Genomic DNA, 14,207 nt, shown 5'->3' on the forward strand with positions numbered 1-14,207 from the left:
ATTAAAAGCCGAAGATCGCTTTTAACATGCTTGTTGTTTCTCCTCCATCATACAGTACGTATAAAAGCAAATAAACAACTACACCTGTAGAAGCGGTGAAAAACCATATAATACTTGTAACAGGACCAATTTTTTCATGTTTCGTAATGTTACGTTTAAATGCTAATGTTAACGTAACAATACCGAACACTGCCCCAACTGTTGCAAGTATAATATGAAAAATTAAGAAAATCGTATAATAAATTTTGATATCATCAGGACCACCAAATGACGTATTCCCTAAAAGTACTGTTCTGGACGCATATATAATAAAGAATAAAATCGCTAAAATGGCCGCGGTAATCATCGCTTTTTTATGTGCTTTTTTTCGTTTTTTTATAATGAAAGCCCAGCCTATTGCAACAAATATTGCACTAAGAACAATAAATAGTGTACTTAAAGTTGGTAGTAAATGCATAAGTTAATCTCCTCTCATTTCGTTGTTACGTGTTTGGAATTGGGTCTATACCTCGATTTTCACTGTGAAACCAAGAATAGAACACTTTCGCTAATATACCGCCATAAATAAATTCTTGAAGTACCTTCATAATAATGCCCCCAGCCTGTTGGTCATGTAGTGTAGTAATATCCGAAAATAGTTCAGGACCACTTAGAGTTATCCCTTGTAACACATCAACAGGTACACATAAACTTAAAGCATTAATCCATGCTTGAGCGTCAGAGTAGGTGGCGTAAAGTGGCATCGAAGAAAACATAATTAAACCGCATGCAGGTGTAATCAAAACACCATTACCAAAAATATACAATATTTTAAACAACGGTTTCATTGTTTGTTGTTCCTTAATTGGCGTAAATAGGGGCCACCACATACAAAAGGCAGCAAAGAGTAAAATGATCGAAAAGATAGCATGTACAATTTCATGACTCTTCGAGTAATCTAATATTGCTGGAATATGATATATAGAAAACAGTCCGTTAAACACGAGTACTGCAATTAATGGCTTAGTAAATAATCGTAAAATAGCTGATAACCCTTTTATTCGAAATACCTTTTGCCATACCCAAGTTGGAATACCACGAATAATTAAGATTGGAAATACTAAATAATAAAAGGCCATTTGAATCATGTGGGCCATTAATAATATATGAGACATTAAATCAATCGGAGATCCTTTCATCACATATAAGAGGAAAAGTCCAAAGTAGAACGACACTTGTTGCTTTACTGTTGGTTTTTCCACATTCCCTCCGAACTTTTGACGTAGAGGACCTGTGATTAAGTAATAAGCAATGGCTATAAATAGAACATATAATAAAAAGTACGGACTCCATAATGCCCGGAAACCGAAGATTTGTAATTTTGACCACATCATTGTCAACTCCAATTAAATGCTTTTTTCTCCCCTATTATAACTGATTTTATATGACAACTCTAAGTATTCCACCATCGTTCCCAAAATTGTCAAAAAACAAACAAAAAAACCGGAGCTTCCTGCTCCGGTTTATCATTATAACCATACAATTGTCGTTAAGGCTAAAATGGTTAACACTGCTGCAAATACTCCTGAGTATATCATTAAAGCTGGCAATTCATGACCTCTGTCCTTCATGTGCATGAAGTAATAAAGCTGGAACATCACCTGTACTGCAGCTAACACGATTATGATCGGTATTACGAACGTTTTACTATAATCCCCCATTACTAATCCGAAAGCAATGATAGTAAAAACGATCATTAATGCGAATGAGATGTTGTGATACTTTAACTCTTCCCGATGTTTGTTTTTATAAAATTCAGCCTGTTGTGTGGAATTGGTGTTCTTTTCCATTAATTACCCCACCTTCCCCATCAAATAAACAACCGTAAAGATGAATACCCAAACAACGTCAATAAAGTGCCAATATAAGCTTGCTACATAAAACTTCGGTGCGTTGTAGAGATTCAATCCGCGTTTATAGTTTCGAACAATTAATGTCATGATCCATAATAGACCAAACAATACGTGGGCACCGTGGAATCCTACTAATGAATAGAATGCAGATCCAAATGCGTGTGCCGTAAATGTATGATGATATTCATGAGCGTAATGATAGAACTCATAAACTTCTAGACCTAAGAAGGTTGCACCTAATGCAACTGTGATTAGGAGCCAGAATACCATCTTTTTAAAGTTATTGTTTTTCATGTGGTACATCGCATATACACTTGTTAAGGAACTTGACAAAAGGATTACTGTCATCAAGAAAACTAATCCTAAGCCAAACAATTCCTGGGTAGTATACCCATCTTGATTACCGAAAGAATTCTTCAGTGCTAAGTATGTTCCGAATAAGGTTGCAAAAAGTACAGTCTCGCCGCCTAAGAAAAACCAAAAACCTAAAAATTTATTTTTCCCTTCAAGGGTGGCTTTTTCGGGTTCTTGTGGTAATTCACCAGACTTTAGTACATCTTCATGTGCTCCCATTAGTCCCTCGCCCCCTCTTCTTCTAAATCTTCTTTATGAATGTGATAACCTACATCATCAACTAAAGAACGAGCTGCCATAGCACCGAGAGTAATAAGTAATCCTACAGCAATGGCAATATATCCACCTATTTCAGTGTCTACTCGATATATTACTCCAAATCCGGCGATAAATAAACCGAGTGAAATAATAAATGGTAGAATGGACCCGTTTGGCATATGGATATCGTCAACAGGCTCGGATGGAATAATTTTCCCGTTACCTTGCATCTTCTCAACCCATAACGGATCTTGACCACGAACTAGAGGTGTTTGTTTAAAGTTATACTCTGGCGTTGGTGAAGGAATCGCCCATTCTAGTGTACGACCATCCCATGGGTCACCATTCGTAATTTTTTCACCTTTTGTATGTGTTCTAATGATGTTATAGAAGAACAAGATAGAACCGATCGCCATAAAGATCGCACCAAATGTACTTATAATATTTCCAATTTCTAACCCTTGATCAGGTAGGAATTTCCAATATCTACGTGGCATTCCCATTAAACCAAGGAAGTGCTGAATAAAGAATGTTAGATGGAAACCAATAAAGAACAACCAGAATGTCCACTTGCCCAGTTTTTCATCTAAAATTCTACCAAACATACGTGGCCACCAATAATGTAGCCCAGCAAAGATTCCAAATACTACTCCACCCACAATGACATAGTGGAAGTGGGCAACTACGAAATAAGAATCGTGGTACTGATAGTCTGCTGCTGCTGACGCCAGCATAACACCTGTAATACCACCTAACGTAAATGTAGGAATGAATGCCACTGACCATAACATAGCAGTCGTCATCCTTATACTTCCACCCCACATCGTTAACAACCAGTTAAAGATTTTAATACCAGTAGGTACTGCAATGGCCATCGTAGCGATAGCGAAAATTGAGTTTGCGATTGGTCCCATACCTACAGTAAACATGTGGTGGGCCCATACCATAAACCCTAAAAACGCAATTAATACGGTAGCAAATACCATTGATGAATATCCGAATAAACGTTTCTTCGAGAACGTTGTTAAAATATCACTAAAGATACCAAAGGCCGGTAGAATTAGGATATACACCTCGGGGTGTCCAAATATCCAAAAGATGTGTTCCCAAATCACTTCGTTCCCACCAAAATCTGATAAGAAGAACTTACCGCCAAACAGTCGGTCAAATGTTAAGAAGAATAAACCGATTGTTAGTGCTGGGAAAGCAAAAAGAATAAGTACACTTGCCACGAATGTTGTCCATGTAAACAGTGGCATACGCATATATGTCATACCCGGTGCACGCATATTAATGATGGTAACCATAAAGTTAATACCTGCCATTAACGTACCAAAACCGGAAATCTGTAATCCTAGTGCATAAAAGTCAACACCATGTCCAGGTGATAATACGGATAATGGAGCATAAGCAGTCCAACCTGCGTCAGGTGCTCCTCCTAGGAACCATGCACAATTAAGTAAAATTCCTCCAAATACAAATAACCATAAACCTAATGCGTTTACAAATGGAAACGCTACGTCACGAGCACCAATTTGTAACGGTACTACTGCGTTCATTAGTGCAAACAACAACGGCATAGCCGCTAAGAAAATCATTGTTGTTCCGTGCATTGTTAAAATTTCATTGTAGAATTGTGCACTGACAAAATTATTGTCAGGTGCGATTAGCTGGATACGAATGAGCATAGCTTCTAATCCACCTAATAGGAAGAAAAACCCTCCACCTATTAGATATAAAATGGCAATTTTTTTATGGTCAACTGTTGTTAAGTAGTCCCATAAAACGGCGCCGAAGCCACGCTTTTGAGCTGTAGCTTTACTCACGCTAAGAACCTCCCTTAAACAATGATAACCTTTCGAACAAATTGTTCAGAAGATTATTCTTCTGTATTATTTTCGCTTTCTTCTTCATTTTCTGTATCATCTGTTTCTTCTTCGGTTTCTTCAGTATCTTCTGTTTCAGTTGTATCTTCTTCTTTATCTTTCGCTTTCAAGTACACCCCATCTTCTGCAGATTCTGGGCCGATATCACTTGGTTTTAGCGTCATTAAGTATTCAGCAATCTTTTCTGCCTCTTCATAACTTGGCATTGGATAATTGTTCGTCATACGGTTACCCGGTTTGAACTTTTCAGGATTTAAAATCCATTCAATTAAGTTCTCCTCGTTGTACTCAATTACACCCGCAATTGTAGTACGTTGACCAAAGTTGGTAACATTTGGACCAACCGCTGATGGAGATGAACCTATCGCATGACATGCAATACAGCTATTTTCTTCAAACAACTCTTTACCTTCAGCTGCTGTAGGACTAAGTGTATCTTCATCTGCTGCAACATTGACATTTTGCATATCTTCTACCCATTGATCAAATTCTCCAGGACTTACTGCAATTACTTTAAAGTCCATAATGGAGTGTGAAGGTCCACATAATTCTGCACATTTCCCCCAGTAAATACCTTCCTGGTATGCATGAAGGAACATTTCGTTATCACCGGCTCCTGGATTCGTATCCATCTTACCAGAAATAGATGGCACCCAGAACGAGTGAATTACGTCGTTTGATTTCATTGTTAGATATACACGTTGATCAGTAGGAATATATAAATCCTGACTAGTCTGAATATCTAAATTTTGATAATTGAAATGCCACCAATACTGGTTCCCTGTTACCTCAATCCATAGTGCATCTTCATCTACATTTCCTTCTTCGGTAGTAGGGGTTGTATCGGATAGCGCAAATGTGTACTGTACGGTTGGTACAGCAAGAATAAGTAATAAAATAATTGGAATAACAGTCCATAACGTTTCCAACAAGTGACTTCCCTCAGTTTGTTTCGGAATGAAGTCCTCTTGTCCTTTCTTTTGACGGAAACGGACTAAAACTATGGTATAAATAACCATTACAACAACGAAGACGAAGACCATAATTCCGATACTTAATAGCATTAAGTCGTAAATCATTTCTGATCCTTCACCTTTCGGTTGCAAGGCGCTTAAGTATGGCTTTCCACACCCTGAGAGCAGCAATGCTAAACCACTTACTAAAAATAGAGCGCGAAAACGTCCCATCCATCCTTTCATTGGGTTGATACCTCTCTTTCTCTTTTTAAGTGTTCAATGTATTTTGGTGAATAAATATATATAACCAGGAAAACGAATTTCGTTTTCCTGATGTATGAATGAATTTTAAAATCCTGGTATCGTCACAAGAATCATGGCAAAAAAGAAAATCATTAAATAGTTAAGTGAATAAATGAACATCCACTTTGCCCATTTCAAATCGTCTTTCATAAAAAAGCCATAAATAGATAGTACGAGCCACCCAACATTTAGCAATGAAGCGAGTATGAGGAAAAACATTCCTAATGACCCTAAATAAAATGGTAATGGCAGTAAACAAGCAATGTAAACAGCTATTTGTCTTTTCGTAATTGGAAAACCGTGTACGACAGGTAGCATTGGGATACCAGCGTCACGATATTCCTTTGTTTTCATCATTGCTAATGCTAAAAAGTGTGGCGTTTGCCATATAAACATAATTAAAAATAATACAAATACAGCCGGATGGAAATAGGGATCAACAGCAGTCCAGCCTATAACCGGAGGTGCTGCCCCTGAAAAACTACCTATTGCTGTATTAATTGTATAACGGCGTTTAGACCACATTGTATACAAAACGACATACGTAAACCAGCCTAGAAAACCGAACAGGGCTGCTACAGGTGTCGTTAAAAACAAACAAATAAGACCTAAAAAGGTAAAACCGATTCCTAACATTAAAATATGCTGTAATGACATTGTTCCCGTTACTGTAGGTCGGTTACTCGTCCTTTTCATTTTAAAATCAATATCACGATCATAATAATTATTTAATACGCATCCTCCAGCTATTACTAATGATGTACCTAGCATAACGAGGACGAACGTTTCCCATTGTGCAACAAACGATGTGCCAGAAAAATATAATGCCATCCAAAATCCAGCAAACGTTGTAATTAAATTAGAATTAATAATACCAACTTTAATTAATGATAGAAAGTCTGCCCAATATGTTCGTTCACCATCTTGTTGCGCTTGATCCATAATCGGAGATGCAGTATTGATTGTCCTAGGGTTATTCATCAATAGCCTTCCTCTCTGTTGCTCAATCCAAAAATCCGAACATAAGGATACATCATTGCACCTTACATGTACAAGTCCTAAAAAACGGATAGATATTGTCACTCAAAAACATCAACATTAATTGTACCACTTAATGCCTATCAGTTCTATTTAATCACAGATTTTCATCGAAAATGTGACAAAAAAATGAACATTCATTTATAAATAGGAAATGGATCTTTTTTATGTAGTATTATTGTGAAATGCACAGACAGTTATAACCTTAATGTAGCTTTCCCTCACATCTCTTATTTATTTCTAGCAAACAACGAAAGACAATGCAAGGTTTTTTTCAAATTTACACCAAATGGGCGGAAAATCTTACATAACACTAAATAACTGTTTTTCAACTCATTTATAATTATTTTGCAATGATTGAATCTTTTATATTACTATGAACATGGTTAGTTGCCTGAAATGTTGTGAGGTGGAGAAATGATTCGAATATTAAAATGGCTTTCCATATTATCAACGTTAGGAATGTTAGTTGTGTTGGTTGGTGGAGCCTTAGTTACAAAGACAAACTCAGGTATGGGATGCGGGCGAAGTTGGCCTTTATGTGACGGGAAACTTATACCAAGTAAAATTACAACAGAGCTAGTCATTGAATTAAGTCATAGAATGGTTTCCGGTACTGTCGGTATATTAGTGCTTGCTTTATCGATATTGGCTTGGAAATGTTATGGACACATTCGAGAAACAAAGTTTTTAGCTATTATGTCAATTTTTTTCCTCGTATTACAAGGTTTAATTGGCGCAGCTGCCGTTGTTTGGGGGCAATCGGATTTCGTACTGGCAATGCATTTCGGAATTTCTCTCATATCGTTTGCAGCTGTTTTCTTATTAACCCTTTTAATCTTTGAAATTGATCAAAAATTTGATGCAAAATCTCTGCTTATCAAAAAGAGACTACGTGTTCAGTTCTATGCCTTTTTCGTTTACACATTATGCGTCGTATATACCGGCGCACTTGTAAGGCATGCTAAGGCGAGTCTTGTTTGTAAGAGCTGGCCTTTATGTGACGGGATGACAATGAATGTTTCGACTTTGAGCTTCGAGCAATGGGTTCAAATGGGTCACCGATTAGCTGCGGCTACCCTCTTCATATGGGTTATTTACATATCAATCCAAGTTTGGAAAGAGTACCGCACGAACAAAGTTATGTATATAGGATGGGGAATTGGTCTAGGACTTATGACTCTCCAAGTTACATTAGGTGCCTTAGTAATCGTGACATATTTAAATCTATATATAGCATTGTTACATGCGCTTATCATTTCCTGTTTCTTCGGTTTACTCAGTTACTATATTTTACTCTCCAACCGAAGTGCCAAATACGAAAAAGAAATAAACTAAAAGAATCCCCACAGATATTCTGTGGGGATTCTTTTATTCAAATTCAATTAATAGATCTCCTGCTTTAATAGCAGAACCTTGTTCAACGTATATATTTTTTACTTTTCCATCAAACGGTGCTTGGACTGTCGTTTCCATTTTCATCGATTCGGTAATCATTAAGTGATCACCTTTGCTGACTCTTTCTCCCTTTTCCACGATAACTTGCACAACTGTTCCTGGCATGGTTGCACCGATATGCTTTTCATTTCCTTTATCAGCTTGCGGTCGCTCTTCAATTGCACTCGTAATACTCTCATCTCTTATAATAACTTCTCTTGGTTGACCGTTTAGCTCAAAATAAACAACTCTCGTTCCATCTTTCTGTGGTTCACCGATTGAAACCAATTTAACGATTAACGTTTTCCCTTTTTCAATCTCAACTTCAATTTCCTCTCCGAGGCGCATACCATAGAAGAATGTTGGTGTATCCAGTACTGACGTATCTCCATATTGGTCATAAAATTTATTGTAATCCATAAACACTTTTGGATAAAGAGCGTTTGAAATGAGATCAAAGCTTGTTACTTCTCGATTTAACGTACGGTATAAAGTTTCTTCCATTGCCTTAAAATCTACATTCTCTAACAATTCGCCTGGACGCACTTGTATAGGCTTTTTCCCTTTTAAAATAATTCTTTGTAGTTCTTGCGGAAAACCACCGTGGGGTTGTCCTAAATAACCTTGAAACATTTCAATGACCGAATCTGGGAAATCTAACGTTTCTCCTCTTTCATAAATGTCATCTTCATTCAAGTTATTTTGAACCATATATAATGCCATATCCCCTACTACTTTAGATGAAGGCGTTACTTTTACAATATCCCCAAACATATCATTTACGCGGCGGTACATACTCTTCACTTCATCCCAACGGTCTTCTAATCCAACTGCTTTCGCTTGCTGTTGTAAATTACTATACTGACCGCCTGGCATTTCATGGATGTACACTTCTGAGTGAGGAGCTTTCATGCCACTTTCAAATTCTTTGTACATAGAACGTACATCTTCCCAGTACAGCCCCAGCTGGTCATATGCTTTTATATCAATACCAGGCTTTCTTTCCATATGTGACAAAGCATAATATAGACTATTCGCACTTGGTTGTGAAGTCAAACCTGCCATTGGGCCACAGGCAACATCTACAACGTCAACCCCAGCCTCTATTGCCTTTGCATAGGTGAAAATGCCGTTTCCGCTCGTATCATGTGTATGAAGGTGGATCGGGATATCCACCGTCTCTTTCAATGTAGAAATAAGCTGATAGGCAGCTTCAGGCTTAATTAACCCAGCCATATCTTTAATCCCTAGCATGTGAGCGCCAGCACTTTCTAATTCCTTTGCTATCGTTTGATAATAACGTAAGTCGTATTTCGTCCGATTTGAATCTAATATGTCACCCGTATAACAAATGGCAGCTTCCGCTACTTTTTCCTGGTTGCGAACGGCATCAATTGCTAATGTCATACCCTCGACCCAATTCAAACTGTCAAAGATACGGAAAACGTCTATTCCGGCTTCTGCACTTTTTTGGACAAACTGTTGAATCACGTTATCTGGGTAATTTTTATATCCGACAGCGTTACTTGCACGCAATAACATTTGGAAAAGCACATTAGGCATGCGTTCTCGCAACGTCAACAAACGATCCCAGGGGTCCTCTTTTAAGAATCGATAAGATACATCAAATGTGGCACCACCCCACATCTCAACAGAGAATAAGTCAGGTAGTAACCTTGCAGTTGGTTCCGCTATCTGTGCCAGGTCTCTCGTTCTTATTCGGGTCGCCAGCAAAGATTGATGGGCATCACGGAATGTTGTATCGGTTAATAAAACTTCTTTTTGTTCCTTAATCCATTTCATTAGGCCGTCAGGACCGCGCTCGTCCAATATTTGCTTCGTTCCGTTCGGAATCGGCGCTGAATATTTCACTTTCGACATTCGAGGCTTAGGAAAGGATGGCTTTTTCTTTTGCTCTCCATTTCCAAACCCGTTAATCGTTGTATGGCCGATATAAGTTAACATCTTCGTTCCACGGTCTCTCCGTTTTGGAAAAACAAACAACTCAGGTGATTTATCTATGAAAGTAGTATCGTATTCACCAGATAAAAACTTTTCATGTTGGATCACATTTTCTAAGAAAGGGATATTTGTCTTAATTCCACGAATACGAAACTCTTTTAAATTACGGCCCATTTTTTTTGCTGCTTGTTCAAATGTAAGTGCCCACGTTGAAACTTTTACTAGCAACGAGTCATAGTAGGGTGAGATAACGGCTCCTTGAAAACCATTTCCGGCATCAAGTCGAACACCAAATCCACCACCTGAACGATAAGCCATAATTTTACCTGTATCCGGCATAAAATTATTTAATGGATCTTCAGTTGTTACCCTTGACTGAATGGCAAAACCGTTCGTTTTAATTTGTTCTTGTTTTGGTATTTCTAATGTGTCACCAAACAAGTTATGACCTTCCGCGATTAAAATTTGTGACTGGACAATATCGATACCTGTAATTAATTCTGTAATGGTATGTTCAACTTGAACTCGTGGATTTACTTCAATAAAGTAATATTCCTGGTCAGTTACTAGAAATTCTACTGTTCCAGCATTTTTATATTGAACATTTTCCATTAATTTAACAGCATCAGAGCAGATCTTTTCCCGTAATTCATTAGGTAAAGAAACACTGGGTGCTACTTCTACCACTTTTTGATGTCGTCTTTGCACAGAGCAATCACGTTCATATAGATGAACGATATTTCCGTCTTGATCCCCTAGAATTTGTACTTCGATATGCTTTGGATTTTCGACTAATTTTTCAACATAAACTTGATCACTGCCGAATGCGGCTTTCGCTTCAGACTTCGCACGATCGTATGCTTCTCTAACAGATGATTCACTACGAACGATACGCATTCCACGACCGCCGCCCCCAAGCGCTGCCTTAATAATGATCGGATAGCCATAAGTTTTCCCAAATTGTTCAACTTCTTCTACATTGCTAACAGGTCCGTCACTTCCCGGAATAACCGGTATTCCAGCATTAACAGCCTGTGTTCTAGCCTTAACCTTGTCGCCAAAAACATCTAAATGTTTGCTGTCAGGGCCGATGAACGTAATCCCTTCCTCTTTACATCTTCTAGCGAAATGTATATTTTCTGAAAGGAACCCATATCCTGGATGAATCGCATCTACCCCTACACTTTTAGCGATTTCAATAATGCCCTCTATATCCAAGTAAGCATCTATCGGCTTTTTTCCTTCCCCTACTAAGTAAGCTTCATCTGCTTTGTAACGGTGATATGCTCCAGAATCCTCTTTCGAGTAAATCGCTACTGTTCTTATGTTTAATTCTGTACATGCACGAAATACTCGGATAGCTATTTCTCCACGATTTGCAACTAATACTTTTTGAAATTGTTTTAGTTCACCCATGTTTTTCCACCTCTTTCATGTAAATTCACTACATCTTTTTGTTTTGACTTTGTCGGAGTCGGTTTGACTTCTTTTTTCATGGGGAGATCATAACTCATTACTTCCATTGCAATATTATTTAAAACCCCCATTGAAAACATTAATATAAGCAATGAACTTCCTCCGTAACTAATGAAAGGAAGGGGTACACCTGTAATTGGTAGCAATCCACTCATTGATCCAATATTAATAAATGTTTGAATCGCAATCATTGAAGCTATCCCAATAGCTAACAGTGACCCAAAAGGGTCTCGACATTTCTTTGCTATGTATAAGCCACGGACGACAACGAATGCCAGAAGTCCAATAACGATCGTTACACCTAACAAACCTAATTCTTCTGCTATAACTGCAAGTATAAAATCAGTATGAGGTTCCGGTAAGAAACCTAGTTTTTGTATTGAGTTCCCTAAACCTTGTCCAAATAAGCCACCGTTGCCTATGGCCAAATAGGATTGAATTAAGTGAAAACCGCTATTCGAAGGGTCTTCAAAAGGATTGAACGCTCCAGTAAAGCGAGAAATCCGCTCTTCCGTTACCATATTTGGGACGGTGAACAAAAGTAATCCTGTAGCGACCCCACTTAAGCCGAGCAAATGCTTCACTCGAATCCCAGAACTTGCAATAACCGTTGAGGCAATTAAAAAGATAATAGAGGCAGTCCCTATATCCGGCTGTTTCATAATTAACATGAGGACAAAACTTGTCAAGACAAGTGGTGGGATAACAGCTTTAATAAAATCATGAATATATGCAGTCTTTTTTGAATAGACAGAAGCTAAATAAAAAATCAATCCAATCTTAGCTAGTTCAGCCGGTTGAAAAGTAATGCCGGCAACCTCAAACCATGATCTAGCGTTATTAACTAACTTCCCCATAAAAAGAACGCCAATTAGGAGCACTACCATGACAAAAACCATAGCTTTAACTAACCTCTGATACTTGCGATAGGGAAAGTAAGCAGCTATCCCCATAATGACTGTTCCTAAACAAAACCATTGCAATTGTTTGATTAAAAAATATGTACTAGACACTTCTAATTGGACTACAGCGTATACCATACTGGAGCTATAGACCATTAAAATGCCAAAGGCACCTAAAAGTAGTGGTGTCATAAATAAAGGAAAATCAATTTTTTTTCGCTCATTTCTCATTTTTCAGACATCCCTTTAGCAGCTTTTCTATTAGTAGTAAATATACTATACGTTAAGACATAATTCCTGCAACATATCGTTTTTCTTACTTCCGTAGATAATAATGAAAAAACTCAAATCACAACAATTGTTGCAACTTGAGTTATTCGGATGATTTTTGTGCTTGAGCCGCTTCATGAAGTGCGCTCAACTGTTTTTCGAGATTTTCCATAATTTCCTTGCCAACTTCCTCGTCAATTAAATGTAAGCGAACAGCAAAATGAATTTCCCTCGACAAACCGAACATTTGTGTATCTAAAACCTCTTCATATAGAGGACATTGGGGCATCGTTAAATTATCCATTTGTACTTTGATTAATTGTAATATTTGGTCCGCATCTGCCTTCAAAAGGGCTAATGCTTGCTCACGATGATGTATCGCAACTTCGGATGACACGGATATTCCCCCTCACCATTAGAGCTATCTATTTAAATATATTATCGTTTCCATCCTAAAAATGCAAGATTGAGCTATTTTGTGAGGGGAATTTTCTACTAAAATATTGACCATTTGTAGTGCTTTGCCATTATTTCTAATAATTTTATGCCTATAACACTATTTCCTTTTTCATCTAAAGCTGGCCCAAAAACAGCTACCCCCCCTTGATTTTTCACAACACCAAGAATAGCTCCAGAAACGCCACTCTTTGCAGGTATGCCGACTCGAATTGCAAAAGATCCTGAAGCGTTATACATTCCACACGTCACCATAAATGTTTTACATATTTGGGCATAGTGCTCTGGAATAATTTGTTCGTTTGTTTCCATATCCTTTCCATCATTGGCAAAAACAGCTCCAATACGGGCCAGCTGTTGTACGTTCATCGTAATGGCGCACTGTTTTGTATAGGCATCTAACAGTTCTTCTACACTACCAGTAATAACGCCATTTTGCTTCATAAAATAAGCGAGGGAGCGATTTAAAAAAGCAGACTCATATTCAGATTTTGCCACTTCTTCATCATAATCAATTGAATCTTCACGTGTAAGCTCCTTAGCTAACTGAATGATTTCCCCAACCATCTCTTCTGAATTTTCACCACACATCATGTTTGTAATAGCTAATGCACCTGCATTTATCATTGGATTGATCGGCTTTGAAGGTTTCTCCAACTCTAATTTTGAGATCGAATAAAACGGATCACTTGTCGGCTCCTTTCCCACTCGGCTAAAGACAGCTCCTTCTCCGTGCTTCATCAATGCTACAGCTAATGCTAATATTTTGGATACCGATTGCAACGTGAATCGATATTCGGTTTGTCCCGCCCCTACACATGAACCATCAACATCATAGTACGCTGCTGCATTAATTTCCGGCTTTTGTCTCATTAAGGCTGGGATATAATCGGCTACCTTGCCGTTATTGGCATATATTCTCACATGTTCCATCCAACTTTTTAACTGTTCATCGGAAACTTTTTTCATGGAATTTTGGCCTCCTTAGTGCGAAAACGCTTTATGTCCGCTATACTG

General features: G+C 37.9%; 12 protein-coding genes. 1 reads left to right on the forward strand and 11 read right to left on the reverse strand.

Going from position 1 to position 14,207, the window contains the following annotated elements:
• Position 1: 1 nt before the first annotated feature.
• From NLW78_RS07275 to cyoE, 7 genes are all read right to left on the reverse strand, one after another.
• Positions 2-457, reverse strand: coding sequence for a DUF420 domain-containing protein (locus NLW78_RS07275; RefSeq protein WP_254496395.1), 456 nt, complete (start codon positions 455-457; stop codon positions 2-4).
• A gap of 25 nt (positions 458-482) precedes the next feature.
• The gene (gene ctaG / locus NLW78_RS07280) at positions 483-1,370 is read right to left on the reverse strand and encodes a cytochrome c oxidase assembly factor CtaG (protein ID WP_254496396.1); all 888 of its coding nucleotides are present in this window, start codon (positions 1,368-1,370) and stop codon (positions 483-485) included.
• A 138-nt stretch (positions 1,371-1,508) separates the two neighbouring features.
• Complete coding sequence (ctaF, locus tag NLW78_RS07285; protein ID WP_254496397.1) at positions 1,509-1,829, reverse strand: cytochrome c oxidase subunit IVB; 321 nt, start codon at positions 1,827-1,829, stop codon at positions 1,509-1,511.
• 3 nt (positions 1,830-1,832) lie between these two features.
• On the reverse strand, positions 1,833-2,465 hold the full coding sequence (locus NLW78_RS07290) for a cytochrome (ubi)quinol oxidase subunit III (protein ID WP_254496398.1): 633 nt from the start codon (positions 2,463-2,465) through the stop codon (positions 1,833-1,835).
• On the reverse strand, positions 2,465-4,330 hold the full coding sequence (gene ctaD, locus NLW78_RS07295; RefSeq protein ID WP_254496399.1) for a cytochrome c oxidase subunit I: 1,866 nt from the start codon (positions 4,328-4,330) through the stop codon (positions 2,465-2,467). Before ctaD ends, NLW78_RS07290 begins: the two co-directional genes overlap by 1 nt.
• Positions 4,331-4,383: 53 nt before the next feature.
• Positions 4,384-5,589: a cytochrome c oxidase subunit II gene (coxB, locus tag NLW78_RS07300; protein WP_254496400.1), complete on the reverse strand. Its 1,206-nt coding sequence runs from the start codon at positions 5,587-5,589 to the stop codon at positions 4,384-4,386.
• 105 nt (positions 5,590-5,694) lie between these two features.
• Positions 5,695-6,630 carry a heme o synthase gene (cyoE, locus tag NLW78_RS07305; RefSeq protein ID WP_254496401.1) on the reverse strand — a complete coding sequence of 312 codons (936 nt, stop codon included), beginning with the start codon at positions 6,628-6,630 and terminating at the stop codon, positions 5,695-5,697.
• 474 nt (positions 6,631-7,104) lie between these two features.
• Here cyoE and NLW78_RS07310 point away from each other — a divergent pair, with 474 nt between their 5' ends.
• Complete coding sequence (locus NLW78_RS07310; protein ID WP_254496402.1) at positions 7,105-8,025, forward strand: COX15/CtaA family protein; 921 nt, start codon at positions 7,105-7,107, stop codon at positions 8,023-8,025.
• A 33-nt stretch (positions 8,026-8,058) separates the two neighbouring features.
• On the opposite strand, the gene pyc is transcribed toward NLW78_RS07310, so the two are convergent.
• The 4 genes from pyc to glsA all read right to left on the reverse strand — a co-directional run bounded on the left by pyc (position 8,059) and on the right by glsA (position 14,159).
• Positions 8,059-11,502 (reverse strand): pyruvate carboxylase, encoded by a 3,444-nt coding sequence (gene pyc, locus NLW78_RS07315; RefSeq protein WP_254496403.1) that lies wholly within the window; start codon positions 11,500-11,502, stop codon positions 8,059-8,061.
• Positions 11,490-12,695, reverse strand: a complete 1,206-nt coding sequence (gene ftsW / locus NLW78_RS07320; protein WP_254496404.1) for a putative lipid II flippase FtsW — start codon at positions 12,693-12,695, stop codon at positions 11,490-11,492. Before ftsW ends, pyc begins: the two co-directional genes overlap by 13 nt.
• Before the next feature lie 142 nt (positions 12,696-12,837).
• Positions 12,838-13,131, reverse strand: a complete 294-nt coding sequence (locus tag NLW78_RS07325) for an Fpa/YlaN family protein (protein ID WP_254496405.1) — start codon at positions 13,129-13,131, stop codon at positions 12,838-12,840.
• Positions 13,132-13,229: 98 nt separating this feature from the next.
• Positions 13,230-14,159 carry a glutaminase A gene (gene glsA, locus NLW78_RS07330; protein WP_254496406.1) on the reverse strand — a complete coding sequence of 310 codons (930 nt, stop codon included), beginning with the start codon at positions 14,157-14,159 and terminating at the stop codon, positions 13,230-13,232.
• Between the last annotated feature and the right edge of the window lie 48 nt (positions 14,160-14,207).

Origin of the sequence: Salirhabdus salicampi (assembly GCF_024259515.1) — a bacterium.
GTDB classification, from domain to species: domain Bacteria; phylum Bacillota; class Bacilli; order Bacillales; family Alkalibacillaceae; genus Salirhabdus_A; species Salirhabdus_A salicampi.

Coding starts and splice junctions, on each gene's coding strand:
- pyc (WP_254496403.1), bottom strand. CDS start 11,502: ATGGGTGAACTAAAACAATTTCAAAAAGTATTAGTTGCAAATCGTGGA.
- ctaG (WP_254496396.1), bottom strand. CDS start 1,370: ATGTGGTCAAAATTACAAATCTTCGGTTTCCGGGCATTATGGAGTCCG.
- coxB (WP_254496400.1), bottom strand. CDS start 5,589: ATGAAAGGATGGATGGGACGTTTTCGCGCTCTATTTTTAGTAAGTGGT.
- NLW78_RS07310 (WP_254496402.1), top strand. CDS start 7,105: ATGATTCGAATATTAAAATGGCTTTCCATATTATCAACGTTAGGAATG.
- NLW78_RS07275 (WP_254496395.1), bottom strand. CDS start 457: ATGCATTTACTACCAACTTTAAGTACACTATTTATTGTTCTTAGTGCA.
- ftsW (WP_254496404.1), bottom strand. CDS start 12,695: ATGAGAAATGAGCGAAAAAAAATTGATTTTCCTTTATTTATGACACCA.
- ctaF (WP_254496397.1), bottom strand. CDS start 1,829: ATGGAAAAGAACACCAATTCCACACAACAGGCTGAATTTTATAAAAAC.
- NLW78_RS07290 (WP_254496398.1), bottom strand. CDS start 2,465: ATGGGAGCACATGAAGATGTACTAAAGTCTGGTGAATTACCACAAGAA.
- cyoE (WP_254496401.1), bottom strand. CDS start 6,630: ATGAATAACCCTAGGACAATCAATACTGCATCTCCGATTATGGATCAA.
- glsA (WP_254496406.1), bottom strand. CDS start 14,159: ATGAAAAAAGTTTCCGATGAACAGTTAAAAAGTTGGATGGAACATGTG.